This is a genomic window from Candidatus Pelagibacter communis (genome assembly GCF_001180205.1).
In the GTDB taxonomy this organism is placed as follows: Bacteria; Pseudomonadota; Alphaproteobacteria; order Pelagibacterales; family Pelagibacteraceae; genus Pelagibacter; species Pelagibacter ubique_O.
Genome location: NZ_CVSU01000110.1, coordinates 33,708 through 60,591 on the forward strand (window position 1 = coordinate 33,708; position 26,884 = coordinate 60,591).

Here is a 26,884-nt window from a genome sequence, read left to right on the forward strand (position 1 = left end):
GTATAACTTTATATTATTTTTTTATGAGTTTGAAGCTTCAGCGTCATCTGAAGATACGTCTGCTTCTTGGTTTTCCGATTCTGATACTTCATCTAAAGAGACTTCTCCTTGCTCATTCATCGTTTCTTCTCCTACTGAATTATCAACTTCTGCTTTAGCTGTTTCAGATAGCTCAGCCAAATCCTCTTTTGTTACTTGAATTTTTTCTGGAGTTTTTCTTGCTCTTTTAGATGGTAAAATTGGCGTACCACTTTTTGAAATTTCACCTTTGTATAGATTTTCAAAATCATCACCTATTTCTTCATCATCCTCTACACTATCATCAACTTGTTCAACATGTTTTCTAAGTTTGTAAACAGCGCTATCTGTTAAATCTGAAACTTTAATTTTTTCTTCAGCAATTTCTCTTAATGAAATAACCGTATTTTTATCGTTATCTCTGTCAATTGTTGGTTCTATTCCTGCATTAAGTTGAGTAGCTCTTTCTTTAGCAACAAGTACTAATTCGTATGGGCTCTCTACTTTATCTATACAATCTTCAACGGTAACTCTAGCCATGCGGAGTATCTACACAGTGAGTCTTTAAAAATCAAGGGCTTTTTTATAAATAATTTGGATTTAGTTTATTTTTAACCAAATAAAGAAGGGTAATTGAGCCAAAGATATAAGTTCCTGAAACAACGGCTATCTGCTCAATTGAAAAACCAATATCAATCAAAAAACCAAATAAAGCTGTACCAAAGGCTGTTGAAAATACCATTAGAGCAGTTGTTAAGGCTTTTATAGATCCGATATATTTAACACCATAAATCTCAGCCCAAGTTGAAGAACCAAGTACGTTTGCCAAACCATTGGTGACACCAACTAAACCAAAAAATACAAAAGAAGAAATCGGTGCATTAAAATAGTAAAGAACTATAGTACCAAAAAGAAGTGGGATATTCATATAGATTAATAATTTTCTACTTGAAAATTTATCAATTAAAAAACCAGATATAAAAAGAGTAATTACTGATAAAATAGAGTAAGCCATAAATGATTGTGCAATCACATAAGGTCCCCACTCTTTAGAAGAGGATATAAATGACTGATAAACAAAAGATCCTGTTGCAATCCATGGCATTGCTAACATCGTCATACAAATGATATAAAATCTATAATCTTTTAAAACTTCTATTCTTTTCCATTGTTTAATTTCTTTATTATTCTCTTCAATTTTAGATTCTTCTCTAGTATCAAGCTTAACGTCTTTAACTAAAAGAAAAGCTGCAACAGGTAAAACAATTATAACTAAAATAGATATTGAGACCCAAATATCTCTCCATTCTATAAAAGTTAATAAAAAAACAATTAAAACTGGCATTATAAATTCAGCCAATGACAATCCTAACCATCCTGTGCTTAAAGCTCTGCCTCTATTTTTTTCAAAAAAACGAGATATGGTTGTTGTTGCTGTATGACTTGATAAACCTTGTCCAGCTAATCGCATCAAAAAAATTCCTACGAATAAAAAAATAACTGATGAAATTTTTGAAAATATAAAACAAGAAGCTGATAAAAAAATTATTACATAAGATGCAAATTTTAATATGTTTACGTCATCAATTTTTTTTCCAATCCAAACTAAAATAATACTACTTAATAAAGTGGCTGATGCATAAATTGAGCCAAATTGTCCATGTGTAATTGATAAGGCGTCTCTAATACTAGAATTAAATAGGCCAAGAAAAAAACTCTGTCCAAAACTTGAAAAAAATGTAAAAATAAATCCAAATACAATTACTTTTAAACTTAAACTTTTAAACATATAAAAAAATTATGACTTGTAATGTTGCTTTCATAGGTCTTGGGGTTATGGGCTACCCAATGGCTGGATATATATCAAAAGCCGGACACAATGTAACTGTTTTTAATAGAACTAAATCTAAAGCTGAAAAATGGATTGGTGAATATAAAGGTAAAATGGCCAATACACCTGCGGAGGCTGCAGATGGAGCTGATTTCATTTTTACATGCGTTGGTAATGATGATGATTTAAGAGAAGTAGCAACTGGGGCAAATGGATTATTTAATACAGCAAAAGCTGGGTCTATTTTTATTGATAACTCAACTGTATCTGCAGAAGTATCAAGAGAATTAAATAAAAAAGCAAATGATAAAGGGTTTAGTTTTTTAGATGCTCCTATTTCGGGAGGACAAGCTGGCGCTGAAGGCGGAATACTAACAGTAATGGTTGGCGGTGATGAAGAAGTGTTTAAAAAGGCTGAACCTGTAATTAATTGTTACAGTAAAAAAGTAAAATTAATTGGTCCTTGTGGAAGTGGGCAGTTAACAAAGATGATGAACCAAATGTGTATTGCTGGAACAGTTCAAGGTTTATCAGAGGCAATTAATTTTGGAATAAACGCTGGTTTAGATATGGATAAAGTTATGGAAACAATATCTAAGGGTGCTGCTCAATCATGGCAGATGGAGAATAGATACAGAACTATGACGGATGATAAGTTTGATTATGGTTTTGCTATTGATTGGATGAGAAAAGATTTAAAAATTGCAATTGAAGAAGCAAAGAAAAATGGTTCACCTGTTCCTATAACAGAAATTATTGATGGTTATTATGCTGAAGTTCAACAAATGGGTGGAAATCGTTGGGATAGTTCAGGTTTAATTGCTAGACTAAAAAAGAAAAAATAATTTCGTGACTGATACAGTTCCGTATTACGAGGACTTTGCAGAGATCAAAAAGAAAATTTGGTCAATGCTAGACAATGCTGTTAAAGACAGAAGTTCACCTTTTAGAATACCAGTATTTATTTGTGGCGATCAATCTGATCTAGATGGAAGAATTGTAGTTTTAAGAAAGTCAGACCAATTAAATAATTTAGTACAATATCATAGTGACATTCGATCAGACAAAATAGAAAAACTAAATGCAAATAAAAATGCTGCAATGTTATTTTATGATAAAGATGAAAAGATACAGGTCAGATTAAAAGTAGAATGTATTATTAATCACAATAATGATGTAACAAAAGAATCTTGGTCTAAAACACAGCATATAAGTAGAAAATGTTATTTAGTTGATAATGGGCCCGGAACAGAGTCTGATATTCCAACTTCAGGTTTAAAACCAGAATTAGATAATTTTGATTATACAAAAGAACAAAGTGAAGAAGGTTACAAAAACTTTACTGTCATTCAGTGTAAGATCAAATCTATAGAATGGCTTTATTTAGCAGCTAAAGGCCACCGAAGAGCAAAGTTTAATCTGGAAAACAATAAAGACACCTGGTTAGTTCCATAGATGGTTACTGGATATATATTTACAGCATTTCTTATTATTTTAGGTTTAGCTGTAATGAGATTTGGCAGCATTCATTTTAAAAAATTTAAAGAAGGAAAAACAAGAATAAAAGCTCATTTAAGTGGAACAATTTCTTTTTTAATTCTATTAATTATTATTATTGGGTTGATAGTTTATTCAATTAACGATCTCTTATTTAATTAAATAACTAACTATTTTTTTCATTTTGATATTTTTTTATCATTAAGCTTTGTCATTGCTCTACCAGCAGAAAATGTATAATCATTGTCATCCATTAATTTTCCAGCTCCATCGTAAAGTTTCCAATTAAATTTTATTTTATCTTTTTGTTTTTTTCCTAGTTTTAAAATAGTTAATTCAATTTTTCTTGTCTTTCCTCCAGAAGATCCGTTAAATGATCTTTTTTCACCTTCTTTCCAAAATCCTAAGGGAAATTTACATCCGTTTACAATTATTCTTCCTCCACGCCTACTATCCCAAACTCTTCCAATACATTGTCCATCATTAGTAACAGTAAAATATTGGGTTTTTACTCCACTTTGACCTTTTCTTGTTCTTTTATAAACTTTAATTATCTTACCTGTATTTGGATATTTCCAATCTTCAGGTCCTACTATTTTTTTTCTTTTCTTTTCTCCAAAGACCAAATTGGCTTTTGTAAATTTAATTTCTGTATCATCACGAATTTCTCCACCTGTAAATAGTTCAAGTGGTATAAATCTTTCGTTTGCTTGAGATAATTGAGAAATTAAAGAAATTGTTAAAATTACTAAAAGTTTTTTCATTAACTAAAAATATCCTGTATCTTTAATGTCTTCCTTGGGAGTATTTTTTTAAGATCTTTTCTTTTGTATTTACTTAATCTTTCATAAAATTCATCATGACTCATTCCAAAAGTATTTTTAAAAGATGGTTGCCAATTCCAGCCTTGAGGCTGCTTGCCTCTCTGTATCCAGAATTCTCTAAAAACCAACTCAAATGCTTTTTCTTCAGAAATATTATTTTTTTTTAACTCGTTAACTAGGGCCAGAACTATGAATGCAGAGCCTGAGTAATTGTTATCAAATCCTTTTTTTTGTGGTGATGTATTATATTTTTCATATAATTTAGGTTCTTTGGAAACCCTTTTAATACTCCAATTATCACTTTGCTTAAGATCATTCTTTAAAAGGTATTTTTCATAATATTGCTTTAAATAAATCTCCTCTAAAACCTTAGCACCCCCCTCAAATAACCATTTTGGAGAGTTTCTATCTAAAATTTTGTCATGAGAAAGTGCTCTTTGATAAACATGAAAATATTCATGAACAATAACAGAGTAAGTACGAATTTTATTTGCTGAACTTTTTAAATCATTTGGGTTTATGTCTAATTGCACCCATGGTGCGGGTGAATTAATTCCTTCAAGACCTGAGTACTTCATATTAGCACGCTTTTCTGGAAAAGGATTTTTTGTACTTTTCCATGCATAAATGTCCATTCCATAGCCCTGTTTCATGTTCATTAATGTCATATTATTTTTAACCCAATGGTTAGTGTTCTCATTTATAGGCATAACTTCTTGAACAATATTCATTATATTATTGAATTCTGAAATCCACTTCTTTGGTAAATTTTCATGCAAGTTATATTTGAACTTAAATTTTTCAACAGCGACAACTGAAGTAGAATAAAAAACTAAAGCGATAAAAACTATAAATATTTTTTTCATAATCCTTTAATTATTATATTTGTTCCCTCAGCATTATCTAATCTTATTTGTTTTATTGGTTTGTACTCTTCAGAATTATACCAATCAAGAGCTCTTTCATAGCTCGGAAATTTAAGAATAATTATTCTTGGAAATTTTGTTTCCCCATCAAAAATTTGAAATTCACCAGCTCTAACCAAATATTCTCCACCAAATTTTTTTATAATTGGATTCACTTTTTCAATATACTCTTTATAATTTTCAGGATTAGTTATTTTCAATTGTGCTATTACATATCCTGCCGACATTTAACTCCTTTAAAAAATTGATTTCGAATATTTTTTCCAATTATCTTGATAATGTTTTGTGTTTTCAAATACTGCTTTTTTTTCTTCTTCTGAAACTTCTCTAATAACTTTACCTGGTGAACCAACAACCAAAGAGTTATCTGGTATGATTTTATTTTCTGTTATCAAAGCTTTAGCACCAATAATACAATTCTTGCCAATATTAGCTTTATTAAGAATGACAGCGCCAATTCCAATTAAACTATTGTCTCCTATAGTACACCCGTGGAGCATAACTAAATGACCAATGGTAACATTTTTTCCAACTTTTAAAGGACATCCAGGATCTGTGTGTAAAACGCTCCCATCTTGTACATTAGATCCTTCACCAATATGAATATTTTCAATATCGCCTCTAAGCACTGCATTAAACCAAATACTTGTATTTTTTTCTAAGGTAACATCTCCTATTATCGTTGCATTAGGAGCTACCCAATTTTCGCCAGAGTTTTTTGGTTTTTTATCTTTTAAATCATAAAACATAATCTATATATTTTACATTATGCCTATACAAACTCCAATATGTGATTTTGGTCAAAAAGCTATTCCATTTGAATTAAAATCCACTGATAATAAAATTCTGTCTTTAAATGATATCAAGGGTGAAAATGGAACTTTGATAATGTTCATTTGTAATCATTGTCCATATGTAAAAGCTATTACAAAAGAATTAGTTGAAGATTGTAGTGAATTAAAAAAAAATTGGTATCAACTCAGTTGCTATCTGCTCAAATGACTTTGTTAATTATCCAGAAGACTCATTTGTTAACATGATCAAGTTTTCACATGAAAATTATTTCAATTTTCCTTACTTACATGATGAAAACCAAGAAATTGCTAAAGCATATGAAGCTGTATGTACTCCTGATTTCTTTGGCTATAATAAAAATTTAGAACTTCAATACAGAGGAAGATTAAGAGAACTTAAAAAGTTTATCCCAGTTAAAGACGGAGAAAGTGATCTACTAACAGCTATGAAAGAAATAGCTAAAACCGGAAAAGGTCCTGAAGATCAAATACCGAGCGCAGGCTGTGGTATTAAATGGAAGTATGATTAATGTATCTAATTGTAACTAGATCATTCCCACCTGAAGTTGGTGGTATGCAAAATCTAATGTGGGGCCTTTCAAGAGAACTATCTAAAAACTTTATGATAAAAGTTTTTGCAGATCATATAGAAGGTCATAAAGAATTTGATGAACAAGCCTCTTTTTCGATAGAAAGAGTTGGAGGAATAAAATTGCTTAGAAAATATAGAAAAGCACAATTAATTAATGAATATATCAAAGAAAATAAAATTGATGGTGTTATTGCTGATCATTGGAAAAGTTTAGAATTTATTAAAACTTCTAAGAACAAATACTGTTTAATTCATAGTAAAGAAATTAACCATCCTAAAGGTTCTAGTCAAAATAAAAAAGTGATTAGTGTTTTAAATAATGTTGAAAAAGTTATAGCAAATTCTCAGTTTACAAAAAATCTAGCAATAGAACTTGGTGTTAATAAAAATAAAGTAATTGTTATAAATCCAGGTGTAGATCCTGCTGAAGAATTAAATAAAAAAACTTTAGATAAAGTTGAAAGTATACTTAAAGTTAAAAATCCAAGATTAATTACAGTTTCAAGATTTGATAAACGTAAAAATCATGAAAAAATCGTAATGGCTTTAAGGAATTTAAAACAAATTTATCCAGATATTGTTTACATTTGTGTTGGATATGGAGAAGAAGAGGAAAATATTAAGAAACTGGTAAAAGAACTAGATCTTGAAGCACAAGTTATGTTTTTTAAAGATATTAGTAATGATTTAAAAAATGCTTTAGTTTCAAAATCAAATATCTTTGTAATGCCATCCATAATCTATAAAAAATCAGTTGAAGGTTTTGGTATAGCTTACGTTGAAGCTGCACAATACGGTATTCCATCAATTGGTGGTAAAGATGGTGGTGCAGCAGATGCAATTGATCATGAAAAAACTGGTTTAATATGTGATGGAAATAGTCTTGATGATATTTATTCTTCGATTACTTCAATGTTAGAAAATAAAAAGTATTTAAACCTTGGGAAAAATGCAAAAGAATTTGTTAATAAATTTCAATGGTCAAAAATAATTGAAGATTACAAAAAGATACTTAATTGATTTCAAATAATAAATTAGCAATTTTTTTAATTATAATCTCAGTTTTTTGTGGAACATTGATGTTAACCTTTTTAAAATTAGCACAAGAAGAAGTTAATGTTTATGTTGCTGGATTTTTTAGATTTTTATTTGGTTTACTAATTATTTTTCCATATATGCTAAAATCTAAATTTACAGTTTTTAAAACAAATCATCATAAAAAACATTTACTTAGAGCAGTTTTAAACTTGCCCTCAATGTTATTATATTTCTCAGCTTTAGTAATGATGCCAATTGAAAAAGCTACAGCTATATCTTTTGTAGTTCCTTTCATAGTAACAATATTGGCAGTTTTGTTTCTGGGAGAAAAAATTTACATATATAGAAGTTTTGCACTAGTTTTAGGATTTATTGGAATGTTAATAATTTTAAGACCAGGAATAATTGAAATCTCTCTTGGAGTTTATATGGCACTGGCATCTTCTTTTTTGTGGTCGATAGTAATTATAATTACAAAAACTATCGCAAAAGATGATAGTTCGATTACGATTTTATCTTATGGATACACGTATATGACACTTTTTAGTTTGATTATTGCGTTGTTTTATTGGCAAACACCTAGTTTTCAAACTTTGATTTATTTATTTTTTGCAGGTTTGTTTGGTACGTTGCTACATCTTTGCATAAATCACGCATACAAATTAGTAGATGTTAGTATGACACAACCATACTCGTTTCTAAGTTTAGTTTTTGCTTCTTTAATTGGATATTATGTTTTTAGTGAAACCCCTGATCTCTTCACTTGGATTGGTGCTAGTGTTATATTTTTAGGTGTTTTAATCATGTCATATCGTGAAATGAAACTTGATAAAGAAATTATTAGAAAGCGTATAGATATAAAATCTTAATTTTTCTTTTAAAGGTTTTGTAAATAAGAGTATTAGAAAAAATTAAGAAATAATTTCAGAAAGTCTTTCAAAAACTTTTTCTGCTGAAAGTTTAGATAATTCAGGAGCTTGTATTGCTTTAAAATTTTCTCTTTCGATACTTACTTTAAAAGGAGTTGTGTGAGATCCAAATAAAGCAATTCCTTTTGATCCTAAGTGTGCTGTCATATGTGCTGGTCCAGTATCATTTGCAATAACAAATGAACTATCTTTAATTAATGTTGATAACTGAGAAATATCTAAAGCTTTACCATTATCTAAAACACAAAGTGCATTTATATTTGATCCTTCCTTAATTTCACTCGGTCCAGGTGCAATAACTACTTTAAATTTGTTACCTGACTTTTTATTAATCTTAGAAATTAATTCATTATAATAAGGCCATTTCTTTGAAGTTAAATGAGGCGAACAGAAAGGAAAAAGAAGAATATATTTATCTAATTCATAGTATTTTTTTATTTGAGATATGTCTGTAGCACTCCAAGAAAAATCAGGTTTCAAAGTATGATTTGTATTTATGCCTGAACTTTTTAATTGAAAATCAAATCTAGATAGAACAGAATCTTTATCAAAATCTTCTTTTGTGGTTCCTTCAGGTAAAGTGGTTTCTGTAGAAGACCAAATATCTTTTGTAGCTTTTGGAAATAAAATTTTTTTATAAAAAGCTGTTCTGCTTGAGTTTTGAAGATCATAAACTTTAGAGAAATTATATTTTTTTATGTTTTTCATTAATGAATATAAGTAAATCAGGTTAAGTCTTGATAATCTTTTATCTAAAATAACATCAGAAATATGTGGATTTTTTTTAAATAAATCAAAGTATGGTTTAGTTGTGAGCAAATAAATTTCATCTTCTTTATGATTCTCTGATATATCTTGAATTGCACCACAAGCTTGAGCTATATCACCCAATGATCCGTGTTTAATAATTAAAATATTAGACATATTTTTAACAATTTAACATAGTATAAGATTTAATGAATAAAATTATAGTAGAAGTATCGGTAGGTGAGCTTTTAGACAAAATTTCTATACTAGAAATTAAGAAAGATAAAATTAAAGATCCTGATAAGTTAAAATTCATTTCAGATGAGCACTCTGTTTTAAAAGAGCAATTAAACAAAAATGTCAAATCAGATGATAAACTTAATAACTTATTTCAATCACTAAAAGATATTAACTCTAAACTTTGGGTTATTGAAGATGCTAAAAGACTTTGTGAAAAAGATAAAGATTTTACTGAAAAATTTGTAAAACTTTCAAGAGATGTCCATTTTCTGAATGATGATCGAGCTAAAATTAAATTAGAAATAAATGAGCATACTGGATCAAAAATAAAAGAAATTAAAGAATACACTAGTTATTAATTAATGGCGCTTCATTTTTCAAAGCAAGAATTTTTACAAAGAAAAACCAAAGTACTTCAGTCAATGAAAGAACAAAGTCTTGATGCCTTATTAATGTTCAGACAAGAGTCAATGTATTGGTTAACTGGTTATGATACTTTTGGTTATGTTTTCTTTCAAACATTAGTTCTCGATAACAAAGGTAATGTAATTCTTTTAACTAGAGCTCCAGATTTAAGACAAGCTCAAAATACATCTAATATTGAAGATATTAGAATTTGGGTTGATAAAGATAACTCAAACCCTGTTTATGACCTTAAGAAAATTTTAGAGGAATTGTCTTTGAAAGGAAAAAAAATTGGTATTGAGTATGAAGCTTATGGTTTAACCGGGCGTAATGCTTTAAGATTAAATAAATCGTTAGAAGGTTATTGCAATATAGAGGATCAATCAGAATTGATAACAAAACTTAGAGTTATTAAATCTCCAGAAGAAATTACTTATGTAAAAAAAGCTGCAGAGCTAGCTGACTTAGCTTTAGATCAAGCTTGGAAATATACTAAAGCTGGTGAAAGTGAGGCTAAAATTTTAGGCGAGATGCAAAAAGTTGTCTTGGAGGGTGGCGGAGATTATCCTGCTAATGAATATATTATTGGATCAGGCCATAATGCCTTGCTGTGTAGATACCAATCAGAAAAAAGAGTTTTATCAAATACAGACCAATTGAGTATTGAATGGGCAGGTACTTACAAACACTATCACTCTGCAATGTTTAGAACTATTACTGTAGGAAAACCTGATGCTAAACACTTTAAAATGTACGATGCATGTTTAGAAGCATTAAAAAATTGTGAAAAAAAATTAATACCTGGAAGTAAAGTTGGTGAAGTTTTTGATATTCATGCAAAAACTTTTGACGATCTTGGATATAATAAATCAAGAATGAATGCTTGTGGATATTCACTAGGATCAACATTTTCACCAAATTGGATGGACTGGCCTATGCTATATACCGATAATCCTTATATCATAAAAACAGGTAATATCTTTTTCATGCATATGATCTTGATGGACTCGGATAATAAGTTAGCAATGAATTTAGGTGAGACATATCTAGTAACGGAGAATGGTAACGAAAGATTAGGTAAACAAAAATTAGATTTAGTAAATCTATAAAATTTTAGGAAACCAATCTTCTCTCATCGAATCTCCTGTTTTTAAATTAATACCATCAAATGGTGGCGAAGTAGGTCCTCCTCTATCAATATATTTAACATCGTCCCCTATAAATCTCATAGAAAATGCCCTTCTAGCTTTAGAAGTATTGTTTCCTGTTGATCCATGTATAGTTTTAAAATTAAACAAAACAGAATCACCTAAACTTAGTTCTGGGATTAAAATATTTTTTTTAAATTCTTCTTCTGAAGGTAAATCCATAAAAGAACCATCATCATCATACCAGGATTGGTTATTAGACCATTTTGTAGGTTTGATTAATTTAGACCATTTGTGAGAACCTAAGATTAATTTAAGATTATTTTTTTGATCAACTTCATCTAATGGAATCCAAAAACTTCCTGTATCGTTACCATCAACACAGTAATATGGCATATCTTGATGCCATGGTGTTTCTTTGTGAGTGCCTGGGTCCTTTATAAAAATGTGTTCATGAAAAATTTGAGTAGATTTAGAGTTAGTTGCTTCTGCAAATATTTGAGCTCCAGGTGAATTAAATAAACAATCCTTAAATTCGTCTATTCTTTCCCAGTTACAATAATCTTCAAAAAATCTTCCATTATCATTAGCTACATTCTCACGCCCATGCTTACTTGGATTATCTAAAACTTTTTGAAATCCTTTTCTAAGTGGCTCAATCCAATCTTTGAATACATCCTTAACTACTATTACACCATCATTTTGATACTCTTTAATTTGTTTATGAGATAAAAACATTTTATTATTGAAAGCTATACTTTTTCTCTAAATATTTAATTACATTATGGATGATAAAAGTCATGAACAAATAAATTCCACCAGCAACAATAAATACTTCGATTGGTTTAAAAGTTGTTGAAATTATATATTTAGCAACACCAGTTAAATCCATTAAGGTTACCGTGCTTGCTAATGATGTTCCTTTCATCATCAATATGATTTCATTTCCATATGCTGGGAGTGATTGTCGAATAGCAATTGGAATTTGAATTTTATAAAAGATTATCTTATTTGATATACCTAAACTTTTTCCAGCTTCAATAATGCCTGGTTTTATCGTTTGAAATGCAGATCTTAAAATTTCAGAGGTATAAGCACCAGTATTTAAAGTAAATGCAATTATTGCACACCAGTAAGGTTCTTTTAAAATAATCCACAGAAATGTTGTTCTTAAATATTCGATTTGTCCTAATCCAAAATATATTATAAAAATCTGTACCAGTAATGGTGTTCCTCTAAATATATATGAATAGCCATAAGCAAATTTATTAATAAAAATATTTTTATTTAATCTTAAAATTGCAAAAAAAAGACCTAGGAATAATCCAAAGAATAATGATGCAGATAATAATTTTAAAGTAACTACTGTTGCTCCTAAAAGTTTAGGGAAACTAGTGATCATTAAATCAAAATCCATTAAAACCCCCTGCTATACCTAACTTCTAACTTATTGATTAATTTCATGCTCACATAAGTAAGCATCAGATATAAAACTGCTGCAAATGAATAGAAGAATAATGGATCTCTAGTAGATCCTGCCGAAATATAAGACTGTCTCATTATTTCAACCAAACCCGTAACTGAGATAAGAGAAGTGTCTTTTAAAGTTATTTGCCAAACATTACTTAAATTTGGAATAGCTAATCTTAACATCTGGGGTAGTATTATTTTATAAAATTGCCCAAACTTATTTATTCCAAGTACCTTTGCAGCTTCAAATTGACCTTTATCTATTGATTGAATTGCACCTCGAAATACTTCAGTTGAATAAGCTCCAGAAATAATTCCAATAGCCAATGAGCCAGTAATAAATGCGTTAATCTCTATGTATTCGTAATAACCAAAAATTGAAGCTACATACATGATTGCTCCACTGCCACCAAAAAAGAACAGGTATATGACGAGTAATTCAGGTACTCCACGGATCACTGTTGTATAAAAATTACCAACTAAATTTAAAGTTTTATATTTGGAGAGTTTTAAAGGTGTAAAAATTAATGCAAAAAAGAAACCAACAAACATTGCTGTAATCGATACAGCAATTGTCATTAAGGTTGCATAAAATAACTCATCACCCCAACCAGTTTTACCAAATGCGAGAAGTTCCATATAGATTGGCGACTATATATTATAGTCGCCAGATCTGAAACGAATTACATAGAAGCGTCGAAACCGAAGTGCTTAATAGCAAGTTTGCTAATAATTCCTTGTTTTCTAGCCTTGTTAATTGCTTTATTGAAGTCTTTTAAAATTTTGGCATCTCTTTTTCCAATAGCACTATCGCTAGCTTGTCGAATACCAACACCTACACCATTACCAAATGCACCACCTGAAAAAGTTGGTCCAACTAATACTACTGGTTTACCAGATTTATCAGCATAATCAGTAAATGCTACTGCTGCTGCTAAAGCAACATCGCATCTTCCAGATGTTAAATCTAGATTAACTTCATCTTGAGTTTTATAAGTTCTTACATTTACACTTCCTACATCACCTGACTCTAAAAAGTTTTGGTGAATTGTACCTGTTTGAGTACAAACAGTTTTACCAGCAAGTGCTCCTGTTAATGTTTTAAGAGCTTTCTTAACATCAGATCCACCTAATGATAAATTAATACCTTCTGGTGTATCCATTCCTTCTAAACTTGAACCTTTCATTACTGCAAGAGAAGCTACTTCGTCAGCATAACCTTGTGAAAAAGTAATTGTCTTTTGTCGTTCAGCAGTAATTGACATTCCAGCCATTATTGCATCAAACTTTCTCATTACTAGAGCTGGTATCATGCCGTCCCAGTCTTGTTCAACGATTGTACACTCATACTTCATAATTGCACAAAGTTCTTGAGCAAGCTCTACCTCAAAACCAATAAGATTACCTGATGCATCTTTTGAATTCCATGGAGGGTAAGCGCCTTCAGTTCCTATTTTTATTTTTTCAGCAGAAACATTTCCAATGATAAATAAAGAAGCAAGAACTGTTAAAATAGTTTTTTTGAATATATTCATTATTTTCTCCTTTAATTAAGTAGAATTATTTCACAATTTTAAATAAGAAAAAAGAAAAATTAATGATTAATTGATGAAGAAAAATTCCAAGAGCAATCAAAACTAGGTATGTAAACTCTTGTTAATTTTGCGTTCCCAAAATTTTGATTAAAAACATTTAACCAATTTTCAACCTGCTGTGGTTTTTTATCCTGACTTCCAACTTGTGCAGTAATAACTCCTTTGGGTTTTAAAATTCTTACCAAGGAATCCATATTGTTAGAAGCTAAATCTATGCAAAATTGATCATCATTAAGATCTACAAATATATGATCGTAAGTATCATCATTTACAGATTTAATACTTTCAAAAGCATCGCCCCAGACACATTTAACAGAATTTTTTTCTGTTGCCTTCTTACCAATTTCTCCAAGATGCTTATTACAAACATCAACTACTTCTGGATCTAGTTCGTACCAATCTATAAAATTAAATTTTTTAGAAATACATTCTCTTGCTACACCACCGTCACCTCCTCCAATGATAGCAGCCCTTTCATTGTCTTTATTTAAATCTAAACCAGAACCAACAAAAGTTGAGCTGTACAAATGTTCATCTGTTGAAGCAACTTGAATTTCTCCATCTATAAATAATGATTTTCCGAACTGCTCTAAATCTAGTATTTCAATATGTTGACCTACTTTAGATTTAAAGTCCTCTAATACATCGTTTACAACATATGACTTTTGTAAACCTGGCGAACTATAAATGTCATGATAAAGAGATTTTGTATCTCTGTTAAACTCTTTTTTAACTATTCTTTTATGTTCGAATTCTTTTTTAATAATATCTATTGCAACGGAAGGGTTTACCTTTCCACAAGTAAAAAAATCAAAACTAATAATCCCCTTTTCTGGAAAAGTATGAAAGCTAATGTGACTTTCAGCCAATAAAGCTAAAATTGTAAAACCTTGTGGTTCAAATTTATATTTTGAAATATTAAGAATTGTAACTTTAGCAGCTTTTGCAATATCATGAATTACCTTTTCAAATAAAACAGGATCATATTCTTTTGTAGTTCCAATAATATCTAGGGTAATGTGTTCACCAACTTTTGTCATAATAACCTTGATGAAACCTTACTAATCAAATTTTTTGCTTCTTTCAAACAAAAAACTATTATAATACTTCGCTGAGGTTGTAACTGTGAAAAACAATTGGTCAAATTTAGAAGCAAAAAAATACATCAAAAAGTATACAAAACTTGGTCATTCAAAAGATATGGCTTTAAGAGTTTATACAACAAGACTATTGGGAAGAAATAGTGAACTTGTTCTTCATGGAGGTGGAAATACATCTGTAAAAACCTCAATTAAAGATATTGATGGTAAAAATTACGAGGTACTCTGTGTTAAAGGAAGTGGTTGGGACATGGCTGAAATAGAACCAGCTGGTTTACCTGCAGTGAAATTAAATCCACTTTTAGCTCTTAAAAATAAAAAATATTTAAGTGATGAAGATATGGTTGCTTATCAAAAAAGAAACTTAATAGATATTAAGTCACCTAACCCATCTGTAGAAACTTTTTTGCATGCATTTCTACCTTTTAAATTTGTTGATCACACGCATTCTGATGCAATTATGGATGTAACAAATAGGCCAAATGGTAAAGATCTTTGTAAAAAAATTTTTGGAACCAAGGTTAGTATTGTACCTTACGTAATGCCCGGATTTGGTTTGGCTCAAAAAATTAATGAGGTTTATAATAAAAATCCAAATATTAACTGTTTAATACTTTTAAACCATGGAATATTCACTTTTGATAATGATGCTAAAAAATCATATGACTTAATGATTAAATATGTTTCTATTGCAGAGAAAACAATTAGAAAATTAAAACGAAAAAAAATAAAGCAAATCAAAAATTATAATACAAAGTTTAAGCCACATGAAATTGCACCAATTTTAAGAGGTTTATTAACTGAAAAAAAAGATCAGAAATTTATACTTAATTTTAGGTCAAACAAAACCTTAGATTATTTTATAAATGGTAAAGAAGTCAAAAGATATTCTGGTATTGGAACTGCTACACCAGATCATGTAATAAGAGTAAAACCATTTCCATTAGTAATCACTCCAAAACAAAATTCAAGTATTGAAGATTTCAAAAAAATTGCAAAGAAAAGTTTTAAAGATTATAGAAAAAAATATGTGAAGTATTTCAATACGAATAAGAAAAAAGTTAAAGGTAAAAAAACAATGTTAGATACATCTCCTAGGGTAATCTTGGTACAAAACGTTGGTTTATTTAGTGTGGGTGATAGTTTAAATGCTTCAAAAATAGCTGGAGACCTAACTGAAACAAATGCCAGAGTAATTTCATCAGTTGAAGAAACAACAAAATACAAGTTTATACCTGAAAAAGATTTATTTGATGTTGAATATTGGTCGCTAGAACAAGCTAAAATTAAAAAAGCTAAAAAAATTCTTCAAGGAAATGTTGTTGTAATAACTGGTGGATTTGGTGCAATTGGTTCAGCCACTTATAAACTATTTAAAAGTTATGGTGCAGAAATTGTATTGCTTGATTACGATTCTAAAAAAGTAAAAGAAATGCAAAGTAAAATTAAAGATCTATGTTTGCACTGTGATGTAAGAAATAAAAATAGCGTAAAAAATGCTTTTAAAATAATAAGTGAACAATATGGTGGTATAGATATTTTAATATCAAATGCTGGAACAGCGGTTGGTGGATCTATTGCTGAAGTTGATGATAAAATTTTAAGAGAAAGTTTCGAAGATAATTTTTTTTCTCATCAAAATTGTGCTTCAGAAACTATTAAAATAATGAAAAAACAAAATATACAGGGATGCTTATTGTTTAATATTTCAAAACAATCAGTAAATCCTGGAAAAAACTTTGGTCCTTATGGTCTTCCAAAAACAGCTTTATTAAGTTTATGTAAACAATATGCATTAGATTATGGTGCGTTAGGAATTAGATCAAATGGAGTTAATGCTGACAGAATTAGAAGTGGTCTTTTAAATGATGTAATGATTAAATCTCGAGCTAAGGCCAGAGAAGTTTCAACGGATGAATATATGAAAGGAAACTTACTTTTAAACGAAGTAAAAGCTGAAGATGTTGCAAAAGCCTTTTTTCATTTAGCCGTATCAAAAAAAACAACTGGTGCAGTACTAACTGTTGATGGTGGAAATATAGCTGCTTCACTTAGATAACTTATTTAAATAATTTTTTTAGACCTTCGGAAGAAGCATCCGAAATCCCTTTTTCAGTAATTAATCCTGTCACATATTTTGCAGGCGTAACATCAAATGCTAAGTTCATTGCTTTACTTTTGCTTGGGTATATCAAAACTTTCTTAATTTGATTATTCTCATCAATACCTTCGACATGAGATAATTCATCTGAATTTCTTTCTTCAATAGGAATATCTTTTGCATCTTTAATATCCCAATCAATTGTTGAGCTTGGAAGAGCTACATAAAAAGGAACGTTATTATCATGAGCAGCTAATGCTTTAAGATAAGTTCCAATTTTATTGCAAACGTCCCCATTGGATAATGTCCTATCTGTACCTACAATACATATATCAACTTCACCCCTTTGCATTAAAATACCCCCTGTATTATCAGCAATAATAGTATTAGGAATTTCTTCTTCATTTAATTCATAGGAGGTTAAATTTGCACCTTGGTTTCTTGGTCTTGTCTCATCTACCCAGACATGAATTGGAATTCCTTTTTTATGAGCATGATAAATGGGCGAAGTTGCTGTTCCCCAATTAATAGTTGCTAACCAGCCAGCATTACAATGTGTTAATATGTTCACAGTATTTTTCTTTTTATTATAAATTTCCTCAATTATTTTTAATCCATTGATACCTATATTTTTACAAAACTTTTCATCTTCATCACATATTTCTTTTGCCTCATTTAAAGCTACATTTAATAATTCGTTATTATTTAACCTTGATAATTTTTTCATCATTCGATCTACTGCCCATTTTAAATTAATAGCTGTAGGTCTTGATTGGATTAAATCTTCTGAACTTTTTTTAATAAAATTAGGATCATTTTTTTCCATAATAGCTAAAACAATACCGTAAGCAGCGGTTCCACCAATTAATGGCGCTCCTCTTACCTCCATAATTTTGATGGCATTGATTGCATCTTTTACAGTTTTGAGATCTTTAATTATAAATTGATGTGGAAGTTTTGTTTGATCAATGATTTTAACAGTTTGGCTTTTCTCATCAAACCAAATTGTTCGATATTCCTTTCCTTCAATTTTCATTTCAATCTTGATGCAATATAATCTAATATTGTTGGATTATAATATTGAAAACAAAGTCCAACATCCATATTATGACCTTTTTTTACTGGTTCCTCCCAGTCATCTCCTTTTCTCTTACAGCTCTTTCCATTAATTTTATAATTTTCTGAAATTACTATTCTTTTCATCCCAGGAATTTGTTCTAACCAATCAGATAATAATCCTTCATATTTATCCTTTGGATGTGTGAAGGCTAATATAGGAACTTTTAAATTATTTTTAATTTCGTCATTCATCTTTTGTCGCAAATCATGAGGTCCTTGATATTTTTTTCTAAATTTAGCCATTGCTTTTTCTACACCATTTTTTTTTACTTTATATTTAGAAGATAATTTTCCAAAACATGCTTGCATATAAGATATGCCTCCACCCGCCTTATCTGGGTACCTAGACATAAACAATAACGTGGTTAAACCGCCACAAGAATGTCCAGTAACAAAAACTTGTTTTCTTGGTACTCCCGCATCTACAAATTTTTCAATTAATTCTAAATTTAATTCTACTCTTTTATCCAATATATGCTTACCTTCATAAATTTTTGGTACAGGCTTTAACCACCACCAATCCTTTTTTTTAGACATATTTTTAGACATATCTCCTCTAAGATGAGTTGAGCATAAATTATAAACCATTATTTTTTTTCCATTAACCTCTTGGTCTATCAAAGATGCATGATTTCTTAACATTGATACCCATGTACAATTTATTGCGATATCATTTTCGTCTTGTCCGTGATTATAAATTAAAATAATTTTATTTTTAGGATCCTTAATTTCAAAATTCTTAATCAATCTAACCTCTTTATTAATGAAACCGCTTTCATTAATCTTATCGTAAGGTCCTGCATAAGCTAGAGTTGAAAATAATATAAAAGTAAAAATTAATAATATTTTTCTCATTTTTTTAAAAGTACCCTTCCTGCTACTGTTTTAAGTTTATCTTTTGTTTTTTGTGTTCTTTTTTCTGGGGCTGTTATTATTGCTACATCTAAACAATTATTAGTTGGATCATTTGGATCAATATGATCTTCAAAATTATCAATTAAATTTTTTATCATTACTTTGGCTTTTTCAGCGTTTTCTAATAATACTTTAATAACTTGTTGTACGTCAACATTCTCATGATCTGGATGCCAACAATCAAAATCAGTTACCATTGATACTGATGCATACCTAATTTCAGCTTCTCTAGCAAGTTTTGCTTCGGGCATGTTAGTCATACCTATTACATCTGCTTTCCAAGATCTGTACAAATTAGACTCTGCCAGTGTTGAAAATTGTGGTCCTTCCATTACAACATAAGTACCGTTTCTCTGATAATCTATTTTTGATTTTTTAATTGCATCTTCACAAGCATTCATTAATCCGTTAGAGGTTGGGTGAGCCATTGATACATGGGCAACAATCTCATCATCAAAAAAAGTTTTATTTCTTGCAAAAGTTCTATCAATAAATTGGTCTACAATTACAAATTTTCCAGGAGGTAAATTTTCTTTAAGAGAACCAACAGCTGATACAGAAACAATATCTGTAACACCTAATTGTTTCAGAGCATCTATATTTGCTCTAAAATTTATATTTGAAGGAGAAACAAAATGCCCCCTGCCGTGTCTTGGTAAAAAATAAATTTCCTTACTATTATATTTAGTTTTTAAAATCTGATCAGAAGGTTTTCCCCAAGGTGTATGTAAATCAAGTAACTCTCTTTCTTTGAATTCCTCAACATCATAAAGGCCACTGCCGCCAATTATTGCCAATTTATTTGTTGTCATAATTAAAAAATTATTTATTTATACTTTTATATTTAACTATTATGAATTTAAAAGATTATATTAGATCTATTCCTGATTATCCAAAAAAAGGTATTCTATTTAGAGATATAACAACTTTAATTAAAGACGAAAATGCATTTGCAGAAACAATTAATCAAATTATTGAAAGATCAAAAAAATATAATTTTACAAAAATAGCAGCCATTGAGTCTAGAGGTTTTGTATTTGCTTCTGCTGTCTCCTATATTCTTAAAAAACCCTTTATAATGTTAAGAAAAAAAAATAAGTTACCAGCAGATGTTCATTCTGTTGATTTTGAGCTTGAATATGGAACGGCAACGATTGAGGTTCATAAAGACTCTATAAATGAAAAAGATGAAGTTCTAATTATAGACGATTTAATTGCAACTGGAGGTACAGCTGAAGCAGCTGCAAAATTAGTTGAGATTTCGAAAGGTAAAGTTTCAGCATTTGTATTTGTAATTAACCTATTTGATCTAGGTGGATCAGATAATTTAGTAAAAAATAATTATAAAGTTGAGAATTTAATTGAATTTCCAGGGCATTAAAAAGCAAAAAACTTATCCACAGGCCATATAATGTTTGAAATAAAATTTTATGATTATAACTTAATCAACGATGAGAATTGAAGAAGAGCTTAAGTTAGATTATTCAGATGTACTATTTAGACCTAAAAGAAGTACATTAAAAAGTCGTAAAGACGTAAATCTTCTTAGAACATATAGATTTAAATACAGCAAAAATGAATGGTCAGGTATTCCAATTATGGCAGCAAACATGGATGGTGTTGGAGAATTAGGTGTTGCTGAAAAATTAAATGAATATGGAATGATTACATCATTAACAAAACAACATGATGTTAAAAAAATCAAACAAAATAAAAATATTAAAAAAATCTATCCTAATATCGCACTTAGCGTTGGTATTAAAAAAGAAGATTTTCAAAATTTAGATAAAGTATTAAAAGAATTTAGTTTTTTTAAATTCATTTGTATTGATGTTGCGAATGGATACACAGAACATTTCACTAATTTCATTAAATCTGTAAGAGATAAATACCCAACTAAAACAATAATTGCAGGTAATGTAGTAACTGCTGATATGACTCAAGAATTAGTTCTTAGTGGAGCGGATATTGTTAAAGTTGGAATAGGACCAGGCAGCGTTTGTACTACAAGAATTCAAACTGGTGTTGGTTATCCACAATTGAGTGCGGTAATCGAATGTGCCGATGCTGCTCATGGACTTGGTGCACATGTAATTGCGGATGGTGGATGTACTTGTCCTGGTGATGTGGCTAAAGGTTTTGGAGGTGGTGCTGATTTTGTAATGCTCGGCGGTATGCTTGCAGGACATGATGAAGGAAACGGTAAAATTGTTAAATTAAATGGAGAAAAATATATAGAGTTTTATGGATCTAGCTCTGAAGTTGCTAATAAAAAACACTATGGTGGACTTTCAGATTATCGAAGTAGTGAGGGAAGAAAAGTAAGAGTAAAATACAGAGGTAAAATAAACGATACTATTTTAAATATTCTTGGGGGTGTAAGAAGTAGTTGTACTTATGTTGGTGCGCCCTCACTTAAACAATTAAGCAAATGCACTACATTCGTAAGAGTTTCTAATCAATTTAATGATAGTTTAATTAAATAATTTATTTTTCAAACTTAAAATCTTTAATATTTGTAGTTTCATATTTCTCAAAAGGCATATGTATCCAAGGAGAGTCTTTTAAATAATCTACAGAATAATCAGGTTTAAATTTTGAAGTTGACTTGTGCCATATAACTGCAGTTTTAATTTTTTTATCAAAATAAAATCCATAAAAATGTTCTAACCATTTAATACTTTTTATTAAAGTTTTTCCAGAATCAGCTAAATCATCAACTAACAAAACATGTGAACCTAAGTTTGGAGTAGTTTTTGCTAAATCTCTTGAAAAAGTAAACTGTCCCTGTTGATTTTTAATATCATCACTATCACCATGGTAAGACTCAACAGATAAAATGGCTAAAGGAACATTAAAAAGTCTACTAAAAATATCTCCAACCCTTAATCCACCTTTTGCAATACAAATTATTTGATTAAATTTTAAATTATCCTCATGAATTTTTTTAGCTAATTGCTCTATCTTTTTATGATAATCTTCCCAAGTTATATAAATATCTTTCATAATTTTTGGTAGCGGGAAGTGGGATCGAACCACTGACCTCGGGCTTATGAGTCTATCGCCATGAACCCTGTTCACCTACTCTAGAACAATTACCCCTGTAAATGCTCTCTTTCCTTTCTAATGATATTGAATCAAATTAAAGAATCTTAGTCAAGAACCAATCTCATTGACGCGTATATGGAGCAGGAAAATTTTCTTTAAATTAAATTTTTATCATAGTAAAAGCCATGATGACAAAAAAAGAATTTGGTTTTGGGACTCAGATTAGAAAATCTCCATATTTTGATGCAACTGTTAGATGGGGAGCAAAAGATTTTTCCGTATATAATCACATGTATATCCCAAGAGATTTTGGCAGTCCTGAAGAAAACTTTTGGAACCTAATTAATGATGCAATTTTATGTGATGTGGCTGTTGAAAGACAAGTAGAAATAACAGGACCAGATGCGTATAAATTTATTCAGTTACTTACACCTAGAGATCTTGCAAAATTATCTGTTGGACAATGTAAATATGTTTTAATTACTAATCATGAAGGTGGAATTTTAAACGACCCTGTGCTTTTAAGATTAGCAGAAAATCATTTTTGGTTATCTTTAGGAGATAGCGATATTTTGTTATGGGCACAAGGAGTTGCTATTAATTCAGGATTGGATGTTAAAATTTCCGAACCTGATGTTTCACCTCTGCAACTTCAAGGACCTAACTCAGGTAAAATAATGCAAAAGTTATTTGGTGATAGTATTAATGATTTAAAATATTATTGGTTAAGAGAATATAATTTAGATGGAATACCTTTGATTGTATCTAGAACTGGTTGGTCAAGTGAACTTGGATATGAAATTTATTTGAGAGATGGAACTAAAGGTGATGTTCTATGGGAAAAAATAATGGCAGCTGGAAAAAATTATAATTTAAAACCAGGCCACACATCATCAATAAGAAGAATAGAAGCAGCTATGCTTTCATATCATGCTGACGCAGATATTTACACCAATCCATTTGAAGTAGGCTTAGATCGATTAGTAAGTTTTGATACAGACGTAAATTATATTGGTAAAGATGCCTTAAGAAAAATTAAGGAAGAAGGAATTAAAAGAAAACAAGTTGGGATCATAATTGAATGTGAACCTTTACAAGGACCTAATACTACTTTTTGGAAAATATTTAAGGATAATGAACAGATTGGAAAAGTTACTTCGGCTGTTTATTCACCAAGATTAAAAAAGAACATTGCATTAGCAATGATTAATTTAGAATATTCAGAAATTGGTACAGAATTGGATGTAAAAATTGGAGATAAGAATTTTAAATCTATTGTTGTTGAAAAACCTTTTTACGATCCAAAAAAGAAAATAGCTTCAAGCTAAGTAGCTATTTTTTTTATTTAATCCTAGTTTTGAACCAATTTCATTGACGCCTCAGATACACAAAACAGACTAATGCTTCTAGAATGGTAGCGGGAAGTGGGATCGAACCACTGACCTCGGGCTTATGAGTCCCGCGCTCTAACCAACTGAGCTACCCCGCCATAATTGATAAATGATTTATAATATATATCTTTATTGTTTCAATAAACTTTTTTTAAATCAAATCCTAAACTAAATAATAAAATAAATAGCTAATGAGCTAACTAAACCAGCCAAAATAATTGAAAAAACAATTCTTTTTTTTAAAGTTCTTTTTTGATCTAATCTAACTCTGTTTAGTAAAATATTTACATTAGTAGTTTTAATTTTATCTACTTCAAAATCTTTATTTCTAGTAATTTCGGTATTAAATAATGATGAGTCTTGATCTTTTTTTTTCACAATTTATCTAACCAGCTAATTAACTTAAATACAATAAAATTATAATTAAATTTTTCTAAAATCTTTTGTATTTAGTGGTTTTGAAAGTATTTCGATTGGATATTTGATCTTCTCCACTTCTATGAACAAATTTTTATCTTTAAGCGTATCTATTGTGTTTCCTGAATTAACATAGCCAAATGATAAATTTTTATCATAGCAGAATGAATAATTTCCTGAAGTTGTCCTTCCAATGATTTTATCATCTAAATAAATAGGTTCTTCATGTAACAACAAAGGTTGGCCTGGTTTACTATCTTTTAATGTAAACATCATCATTGTCTTTTCTAAAGGTTTATCTTTAATTTTTAACAATGCGTCTTTACCTATAAAATTAAAATTTTTTTTATAACTAATAGTAAAATTTAAACCTGCTTGATACTGATTTTCTTCTGGTGAAATATCATGGCCCCAATGTAAAAAACCACTTTCCATTCTCATTATATCCATTGCATGCATACCACAATGAGATAAGCGAAAGTTTTTACCTTCATTAGTTAAAATTTTATATAAATCCAAAGCATAGTTTTTATTTACATATAATTCAAAGCCAAGTTCACCTACATAAGATATTCTTTGTGCCCAAACTTTTATATTCTTAATCAATACATTTTTTCCTGATCCAAATTGAAAATTTTCTGGTGAATAATCTTCATCACTAATTTTTTGAATCATTTCTCTACTTTTAGGACCAAATAAACCAAGACAGCAAATCTCTTCTGTAACATCAATAAATTTAACATCTTCAGATAAATATTTTAAAATATGAAATTTATCTCTTTCTCTAGTTGCTGCTGAACTAACTATTCTAAAATAATTTTTATCAATACAGACAACTGTTACATCCGTTTCAATACCACCGTCTTCATTTAGCATGTGAGTATAAGTAGATTTGCCAATTTCATTTTTAATGTTAGCTGTACAAATTTTTTGTAAATCGCTATGAACTTTCTCACCTTTTAAATCAAATTTAGAAAAAGTAGAAAAATCAAAAAGTCCTACATTTTTTCTAGCATTTATGGTTTCATGTTTTGCTGATGGATACCAATTTTGATAGTTAAAACTATGTTCATAATCTGATTTTTCTCCATTTAAGGAATACCACATAGGTCTTTCAAACCCTCCTGCTACACCAAAACATGCACCAGCTTTTTTTAATTCATCATGATAAGGTAATAATTTTTCATTTCTAGAAGTTGAGTGTTGTTTATAAGGCCAATGCATACCATATAAGTCCCCTAAGGTTTCAGTAACTCTATCCATTATAAATTTTTTAGATGAATGAAACTTTTGAAATCTTTTTATATCAAGTGAAAATAAATCCTCATTTATATGACCATTAATCATCCATTCAGCAGTTACTCTTCCCGCTCCTCCAGAACTTGCAATTCCGATACTATTGAAACCACAGCATGTATAAAGATTTTTTACTTCTGGAGTTTCTCCAAGCAAATACTGTGTGTCAGGTGTAAATGACTCAGGGCCTGAAAAAAATTTTCTTATACCTGCATTTTCTAACATTGGGAGTCTATGAAATGATTTTTCAAGGTAAGGTTCTAAATGTTCAAAATCGTCAGGAAATTCTCCAAATGAAAAATCATCTGGAACTCTTCCATCATCTTTAAATGCAGGTTTTGCATTAGGTTCGAAAATTCCAACCAACATTTTTCCAGCATCTTCTTTCAAATAAAGACAAGCATTGTAATCCCTCAAAACAGGTAAATCTTTTGGAAGATCTCTCATTGGCTCCGTAATCACATAGAAGTGCTCATTAGGATATAGCGGAACACTAACACCAATATCTTCTCCAATTTGTCGAGACCACATTCCTGTAGCTAAAACTACATATTCACAATCTATTTTTCCTTCAGAAGTTTCAACACCACATATTCTTTTATTTTTTATCAAAATTTTATTTACTGGTGACTTCTCAAATATTTGAACACCCAACATTTTAGCAGCTTTAGCCAATACATTTGTAACCCCAACAGGATCTGCCTGACCATCTTTTGGCATATAAACACCACCTACTAGATCTTCGTTTTTTACTACTGGATACAGTTCTTTTATTCTCTCTTTGTTTAAAACCTCTACCTCAACATTAGATAGTTGTGCAGTTGTAGCTTGTCTTAATAATTCCTGCATTCTTTCTTTGGAAGAAGCTACTGTTATTGCTCCATTCTGTTTAAGCCCAGTTGATAAACCTGTTGTTTTTTCTAGCTCTTTGTAAAGATCTAAAGAATATTTTCTTAATTTGGTTATAGTAGAAGTGGCTCCTAATTGACCTATTAATCCTGCAGCATGCCATGTCGTTCCAGAAGTGAGTTGGTCTCTTTCTAATAAAATTATATCTTTCCAGCCAAATTTAGCTAAATGATAAGCACAAGAAGTGCCAGCAACTCCACCCCCTACTACAACTACCTTTGCGCTTGAAGGATAGTTTTTTTCCATTTCTAATGTTTGATAGCTTCTCCAGGTTCAACAAAATTATGTCCAAAGACATCAGCAACTGCTTTGTAAGTTACTTGACCTTTATGAACATTTAACCCTGCTAAGAAGTTTTTATCTTCACTTAATGCTTTTTGATAACCTTTATTAGCAAGCTTAACTAAGAAAGGTAAAGTTGCATTATTTAATGCCAATGTTGATGTTCTAGGTACACCTCCTGGCATATTTGCCACACAATAATGAACTACATCATCTACTATATAAGTTGGGTCACCGTGTGTTGTAGGTTTG

Annotated in this window: 29 protein-coding genes, 1 tRNA gene and 2 pseudogenes; 12 read left to right on the top strand and 20 right to left on the bottom strand. The window is 29.8% G+C overall.

Annotation, left to right across the window (positions count from 1 at the left end; translation table 11 throughout):
* Window positions 1-21: 21 nt before the first annotated feature.
* Window positions 22-558 carry a DNA-directed RNA polymerase subunit omega gene (gene rpoZ / locus AMO08_RS05995; RefSeq protein ID WP_075485826.1) on the bottom strand — a complete coding sequence of 179 codons (537 nt, stop codon included), beginning with the start codon at window positions 556-558 and terminating at the stop codon, window positions 22-24.
* Window positions 559-601: 43 nt separating this feature from the next.
* On the bottom strand, window positions 602-1,807 hold the full coding sequence (locus AMO08_RS05050) for an MFS transporter (protein ID WP_075485828.1): 1,206 nt from the start codon (window positions 1,805-1,807) through the stop codon (window positions 602-604).
* An 11-nt stretch (window positions 1,808-1,818) separates the two neighbouring features.
* Here AMO08_RS05050 and AMO08_RS05055 point away from each other — a divergent pair, with 11 nt between their 5' ends.
* Genes AMO08_RS05055 through AMO08_RS05065 form a run of 3 tightly spaced genes read left to right on the top strand, consistent with a single transcriptional unit; the run spans window position 1,819 to window position 3,508 of the window.
* Window positions 1,819-2,694, top strand: coding sequence for an NAD(P)-dependent oxidoreductase (locus AMO08_RS05055; RefSeq protein WP_075485830.1), 876 nt, complete (start codon window positions 1,819-1,821; stop codon window positions 2,692-2,694).
* Between the two features lie 4 nt (window positions 2,695-2,698).
* Window positions 2,699-3,304 (top strand): PNPOx family protein, encoded by a 606-nt coding sequence (locus AMO08_RS05060; RefSeq protein ID WP_075485832.1) that lies wholly within the window; start codon window positions 2,699-2,701, stop codon window positions 3,302-3,304.
* Entirely contained in the window at window positions 3,305-3,508 is a 204-nt protein-coding gene (locus AMO08_RS05065) for a hypothetical protein (RefSeq protein ID WP_075485834.1), read from the top strand.
* A gap of 17 nt (window positions 3,509-3,525) precedes the next feature.
* Here the strand turns inward: AMO08_RS05065 and AMO08_RS05070 are convergent, their stop codons facing one another.
* Genes AMO08_RS05070 through AMO08_RS05085 form a run of 4 tightly spaced genes read right to left on the bottom strand, consistent with a single transcriptional unit; the run spans window position 3,526 to window position 5,845 of the window.
* Complete coding sequence (locus AMO08_RS05070; RefSeq protein WP_075485836.1) at window positions 3,526-4,110, bottom strand: hypothetical protein; 585 nt, start codon at window positions 4,108-4,110, stop codon at window positions 3,526-3,528.
* Window positions 4,110-5,036, bottom strand: a complete 927-nt coding sequence (locus AMO08_RS05075) for a hypothetical protein (RefSeq protein WP_075485838.1) — start codon at window positions 5,034-5,036, stop codon at window positions 4,110-4,112. Before AMO08_RS05075 ends, AMO08_RS05070 begins: the two co-directional genes overlap by 1 nt.
* Window positions 5,033-5,323, bottom strand: a complete 291-nt coding sequence (locus AMO08_RS05080) for a DUF1330 domain-containing protein (protein ID WP_075485840.1) — start codon at window positions 5,321-5,323, stop codon at window positions 5,033-5,035. The genes AMO08_RS05075 and AMO08_RS05080 overlap by 4 nt, the downstream gene beginning before the upstream one ends.
* A gap of 9 nt (window positions 5,324-5,332) precedes the next feature.
* Complete coding sequence (locus AMO08_RS05085; protein ID WP_075485842.1) at window positions 5,333-5,845, bottom strand: gamma carbonic anhydrase family protein; 513 nt, start codon at window positions 5,843-5,845, stop codon at window positions 5,333-5,335.
* Between the two features lie 19 nt (window positions 5,846-5,864).
* Between AMO08_RS05085 and AMO08_RS06000 the strand changes: the two are divergent.
* The 3 genes and pseudogenes from AMO08_RS06000 (at window position 5,865) to AMO08_RS05100 (ending at window position 8,389) form a co-directional block, all read left to right on the top strand.
* Window positions 5,865-6,420, top strand: a pseudogene (locus AMO08_RS06000) (thioredoxin family protein).
* Window positions 6,420-7,502, top strand: coding sequence for a glycosyltransferase family 4 protein (locus tag AMO08_RS05095; RefSeq protein ID WP_075485844.1), 1,083 nt, complete (start codon window positions 6,420-6,422; stop codon window positions 7,500-7,502). Before AMO08_RS06000 ends, AMO08_RS05095 begins: the two are co-directional and overlap by 1 nt.
* A complete protein-coding gene (locus AMO08_RS05100) occupies window positions 7,499-8,389 on the top strand; it encodes a DMT family transporter (RefSeq protein WP_075485846.1) in 891 nt (296 codons plus the stop codon). Before AMO08_RS05095 ends, AMO08_RS05100 begins: the two co-directional genes overlap by 4 nt.
* A gap of 42 nt (window positions 8,390-8,431) precedes the next feature.
* Here AMO08_RS05100 and AMO08_RS05105 read toward each other — a convergent pair whose 3' ends face one another.
* On the bottom strand, window positions 8,432-9,373 hold the full coding sequence (locus tag AMO08_RS05105; protein WP_075485848.1) for a glycosyltransferase family 9 protein: 942 nt from the start codon (window positions 9,371-9,373) through the stop codon (window positions 8,432-8,434).
* 32 nt (window positions 9,374-9,405) lie between these two features.
* On the opposite strand from AMO08_RS05105, the gene AMO08_RS05110 reads away from it, so the two are divergent.
* Complete coding sequence (locus AMO08_RS05110; protein ID WP_075485850.1) at window positions 9,406-9,795, top strand: DUF6165 family protein; 390 nt, start codon at window positions 9,406-9,408, stop codon at window positions 9,793-9,795.
* Between the two features lie 3 nt (window positions 9,796-9,798).
* Entirely contained in the window at window positions 9,799-10,950 is a 1,152-nt protein-coding gene (locus AMO08_RS05115; protein ID WP_075485852.1) for a M24 family metallopeptidase, read from the top strand.
* Here the strand turns inward: AMO08_RS05115 and AMO08_RS05120 are convergent.
* Genes AMO08_RS05120 through speD form a run of 5 tightly spaced genes read right to left on the bottom strand, consistent with a single transcriptional unit; the run spans window position 10,945 to window position 15,094 of the window.
* Window positions 10,945-11,727: a phytanoyl-CoA dioxygenase family protein gene (locus AMO08_RS05120; RefSeq protein WP_075485854.1), complete on the bottom strand. Its 783-nt coding sequence runs from the start codon at window positions 11,725-11,727 to the stop codon at window positions 10,945-10,947. The genes AMO08_RS05115 and AMO08_RS05120 overlap by 6 nt on opposite strands.
* Before the next feature lie 4 nt (window positions 11,728-11,731).
* Complete coding sequence (locus AMO08_RS05125; RefSeq protein ID WP_075485856.1) at window positions 11,732-12,406, bottom strand: ABC transporter permease; 675 nt, start codon at window positions 12,404-12,406, stop codon at window positions 11,732-11,734.
* Entirely contained in the window at window positions 12,406-13,098 is a 693-nt protein-coding gene (locus AMO08_RS05130; RefSeq protein WP_075485858.1) for an ABC transporter permease, read from the bottom strand. Before AMO08_RS05130 ends, AMO08_RS05125 begins: the two co-directional genes overlap by 1 nt.
* A gap of 44 nt (window positions 13,099-13,142) precedes the next feature.
* Window positions 13,143-13,994, bottom strand: coding sequence for a transporter substrate-binding domain-containing protein (locus AMO08_RS05135; RefSeq protein WP_075485860.1), 852 nt, complete (start codon window positions 13,992-13,994; stop codon window positions 13,143-13,145).
* 59 nt (window positions 13,995-14,053) lie between these two features.
* Complete coding sequence (speD, locus tag AMO08_RS05140) at window positions 14,054-15,094, bottom strand: adenosylmethionine decarboxylase (protein ID WP_075485862.1); 1,041 nt, start codon at window positions 15,092-15,094, stop codon at window positions 14,054-14,056.
* Window positions 15,095-15,179: 85 nt separating this feature from the next.
* On the opposite strand from speD, the gene AMO08_RS05145 reads away from it, so the two are divergent.
* The gene (locus AMO08_RS05145) at window positions 15,180-17,213 is read left to right on the top strand and encodes a bifunctional aldolase/short-chain dehydrogenase (protein WP_075485864.1); all 2,034 of its coding nucleotides are present in this window, start codon (window positions 15,180-15,182) and stop codon (window positions 17,211-17,213) included.
* 1 nt (window position 17,214) lies between these two features.
* Here AMO08_RS05145 and mtnA read toward each other — a convergent pair whose 3' ends face one another.
* The 3 genes from mtnA to AMO08_RS05160 are packed head-to-tail and all read right to left on the bottom strand — an operon-like array spanning window position 17,215 to window position 20,101.
* Window positions 17,215-18,291, bottom strand: a complete 1,077-nt coding sequence (gene mtnA / locus AMO08_RS05150; RefSeq protein ID WP_075485866.1) for an S-methyl-5-thioribose-1-phosphate isomerase — start codon at window positions 18,289-18,291, stop codon at window positions 17,215-17,217.
* Window positions 18,288-19,229, bottom strand: a complete 942-nt coding sequence (locus AMO08_RS05155; protein WP_075485868.1) for an alpha/beta hydrolase — start codon at window positions 19,227-19,229, stop codon at window positions 18,288-18,290. Before AMO08_RS05155 ends, mtnA begins: the two co-directional genes overlap by 4 nt.
* Window positions 19,226-20,101: an S-methyl-5'-thioadenosine phosphorylase gene (locus tag AMO08_RS05160; protein ID WP_075485870.1), complete on the bottom strand. Its 876-nt coding sequence runs from the start codon at window positions 20,099-20,101 to the stop codon at window positions 19,226-19,228. The genes AMO08_RS05155 and AMO08_RS05160 overlap by 4 nt, the downstream gene beginning before the upstream one ends.
* Before the next feature lie 41 nt (window positions 20,102-20,142).
* On the opposite strand from AMO08_RS05160, the gene AMO08_RS05165 reads away from it, so the two are divergent.
* Window positions 20,143-20,670, top strand: coding sequence for an adenine phosphoribosyltransferase (locus AMO08_RS05165; protein WP_075485872.1), 528 nt, complete (start codon window positions 20,143-20,145; stop codon window positions 20,668-20,670).
* 70 nt (window positions 20,671-20,740) lie between these two features.
* Window positions 20,741-21,775, top strand: a complete 1,035-nt coding sequence (locus tag AMO08_RS05170) for a GMP reductase (RefSeq protein ID WP_075485874.1) — start codon at window positions 20,741-20,743, stop codon at window positions 21,773-21,775.
* A 1-nt stretch (window position 21,776) separates the two neighbouring features.
* Here the strand turns inward: AMO08_RS05170 and AMO08_RS05175 are convergent, their stop codons facing one another.
* Window positions 21,777-22,295, bottom strand: a complete 519-nt coding sequence (locus AMO08_RS05175; protein ID WP_075485876.1) for a phosphoribosyltransferase — start codon at window positions 22,293-22,295, stop codon at window positions 21,777-21,779.
* Window positions 22,296-22,522: 227 nt separating this feature from the next.
* Here AMO08_RS05175 and AMO08_RS05180 point away from each other — a divergent pair, with 227 nt between their 5' ends.
* On the top strand, window positions 22,523-23,665 hold the full coding sequence (locus tag AMO08_RS05180) for a glycine cleavage T C-terminal barrel domain-containing protein (protein WP_075485878.1): 1,143 nt from the start codon (window positions 22,523-22,525) through the stop codon (window positions 23,663-23,665).
* Window positions 23,666-23,749: 84 nt separating this feature from the next.
* Here AMO08_RS05180 and AMO08_RS05185 read toward each other — a convergent pair.
* From AMO08_RS05185 to AMO08_RS05200, 4 genes and pseudogenes are all read right to left on the bottom strand, one after another.
* Window positions 23,750-23,826, bottom strand: a tRNA-Met gene (locus AMO08_RS05185).
* 70 nt (window positions 23,827-23,896) lie between these two features.
* Window positions 23,897-24,106, bottom strand: coding sequence for a hypothetical protein (locus tag AMO08_RS05190; protein WP_075485880.1), 210 nt, complete (start codon window positions 24,104-24,106; stop codon window positions 23,897-23,899).
* Between the two features lie 45 nt (window positions 24,107-24,151).
* Complete coding sequence (locus AMO08_RS05195) at window positions 24,152-26,596, bottom strand: GcvT family protein (RefSeq protein WP_075485882.1); 2,445 nt, start codon at window positions 26,594-26,596, stop codon at window positions 24,152-24,154.
* Between the two features lie 2 nt (window positions 26,597-26,598).
* Window positions 26,599-26,884, bottom strand: a pseudogene (locus AMO08_RS05200) (alanine dehydrogenase); the annotation flags it as partial.

Coding starts and splice junctions, on each gene's coding strand:
- rpoZ (WP_075485826.1), bottom strand. CDS start 558: ATGGCTAGAGTTACCGTTGAAGATTGTATAGATAAAGTAGAGAGCCCA.
- AMO08_RS05050 (WP_075485828.1), bottom strand. CDS start 1,807: ATGTTTAAAAGTTTAAGTTTAAAAGTAATTGTATTTGGATTTATTTTT.
- AMO08_RS05055 (WP_075485830.1), top strand. CDS start 1,819: ATGACTTGTAATGTTGCTTTCATAGGTCTTGGGGTTATGGGCTACCCA.
- AMO08_RS05065 (WP_075485834.1), top strand. CDS start 3,305: ATGGTTACTGGATATATATTTACAGCATTTCTTATTATTTTAGGTTTA.
- AMO08_RS05070 (WP_075485836.1), bottom strand. CDS start 4,110: ATGAAAAAACTTTTAGTAATTTTAACAATTTCTTTAATTTCTCAATTA.
- AMO08_RS05075 (WP_075485838.1), bottom strand. CDS start 5,036: ATGAAAAAAATATTTATAGTTTTTATCGCTTTAGTTTTTTATTCTACT.
- AMO08_RS05080 (WP_075485840.1), bottom strand. CDS start 5,323: ATGTCGGCAGGATATGTAATAGCACAATTGAAAATAACTAATCCTGAA.
- AMO08_RS05085 (WP_075485842.1), bottom strand. CDS start 5,845: ATGTTTTATGATTTAAAAGATAAAAAACCAAAAAACTCTGGCGAAAAT.
- AMO08_RS05095 (WP_075485844.1), top strand. CDS start 6,420: ATGTATCTAATTGTAACTAGATCATTCCCACCTGAAGTTGGTGGTATG.
- AMO08_RS05105 (WP_075485848.1), bottom strand. CDS start 9,373: ATGTCTAATATTTTAATTATTAAACACGGATCATTGGGTGATATAGCT.
- AMO08_RS05110 (WP_075485850.1), top strand. CDS start 9,406: ATGAATAAAATTATAGTAGAAGTATCGGTAGGTGAGCTTTTAGACAAA.
- AMO08_RS05115 (WP_075485852.1), top strand. CDS start 9,799: ATGGCGCTTCATTTTTCAAAGCAAGAATTTTTACAAAGAAAAACCAAA.
- AMO08_RS05120 (WP_075485854.1), bottom strand. CDS start 11,727: ATGTTTTTATCTCATAAACAAATTAAAGAGTATCAAAATGATGGTGTA.
- AMO08_RS05125 (WP_075485856.1), bottom strand. CDS start 12,406: ATGGATTTTGATTTAATGATCACTAGTTTCCCTAAACTTTTAGGAGCA.
- AMO08_RS05130 (WP_075485858.1), bottom strand. CDS start 13,098: ATGGAACTTCTCGCATTTGGTAAAACTGGTTGGGGTGATGAGTTATTT.
- AMO08_RS05135 (WP_075485860.1), bottom strand. CDS start 13,994: ATGAATATATTCAAAAAAACTATTTTAACAGTTCTTGCTTCTTTATTT.
- speD (WP_075485862.1), bottom strand. CDS start 15,094: ATGACAAAAGTTGGTGAACACATTACCCTAGATATTATTGGAACTACA.
- mtnA (WP_075485866.1), bottom strand. CDS start 18,291: ATGAAAATTGAAGGAAAGGAATATCGAACAATTTGGTTTGATGAGAAA.
- AMO08_RS05155 (WP_075485868.1), bottom strand. CDS start 19,229: ATGAGAAAAATATTATTAATTTTTACTTTTATATTATTTTCAACTCTA.
- AMO08_RS05160 (WP_075485870.1), bottom strand. CDS start 20,101: ATGACAACAAATAAATTGGCAATAATTGGCGGCAGTGGCCTTTATGAT.
- AMO08_RS05165 (WP_075485872.1), top strand. CDS start 20,143: ATGAATTTAAAAGATTATATTAGATCTATTCCTGATTATCCAAAAAAA.
- AMO08_RS05170 (WP_075485874.1), top strand. CDS start 20,741: ATGAGAATTGAAGAAGAGCTTAAGTTAGATTATTCAGATGTACTATTT.
- AMO08_RS05175 (WP_075485876.1), bottom strand. CDS start 22,295: ATGAAAGATATTTATATAACTTGGGAAGATTATCATAAAAAGATAGAG.
- AMO08_RS05180 (WP_075485878.1), top strand. CDS start 22,523: ATGATGACAAAAAAAGAATTTGGTTTTGGGACTCAGATTAGAAAATCT.
- AMO08_RS05195 (WP_075485882.1), bottom strand. CDS start 26,596: ATGGAAAAAAACTATCCTTCAAGCGCAAAGGTAGTTGTAGTAGGGGGT.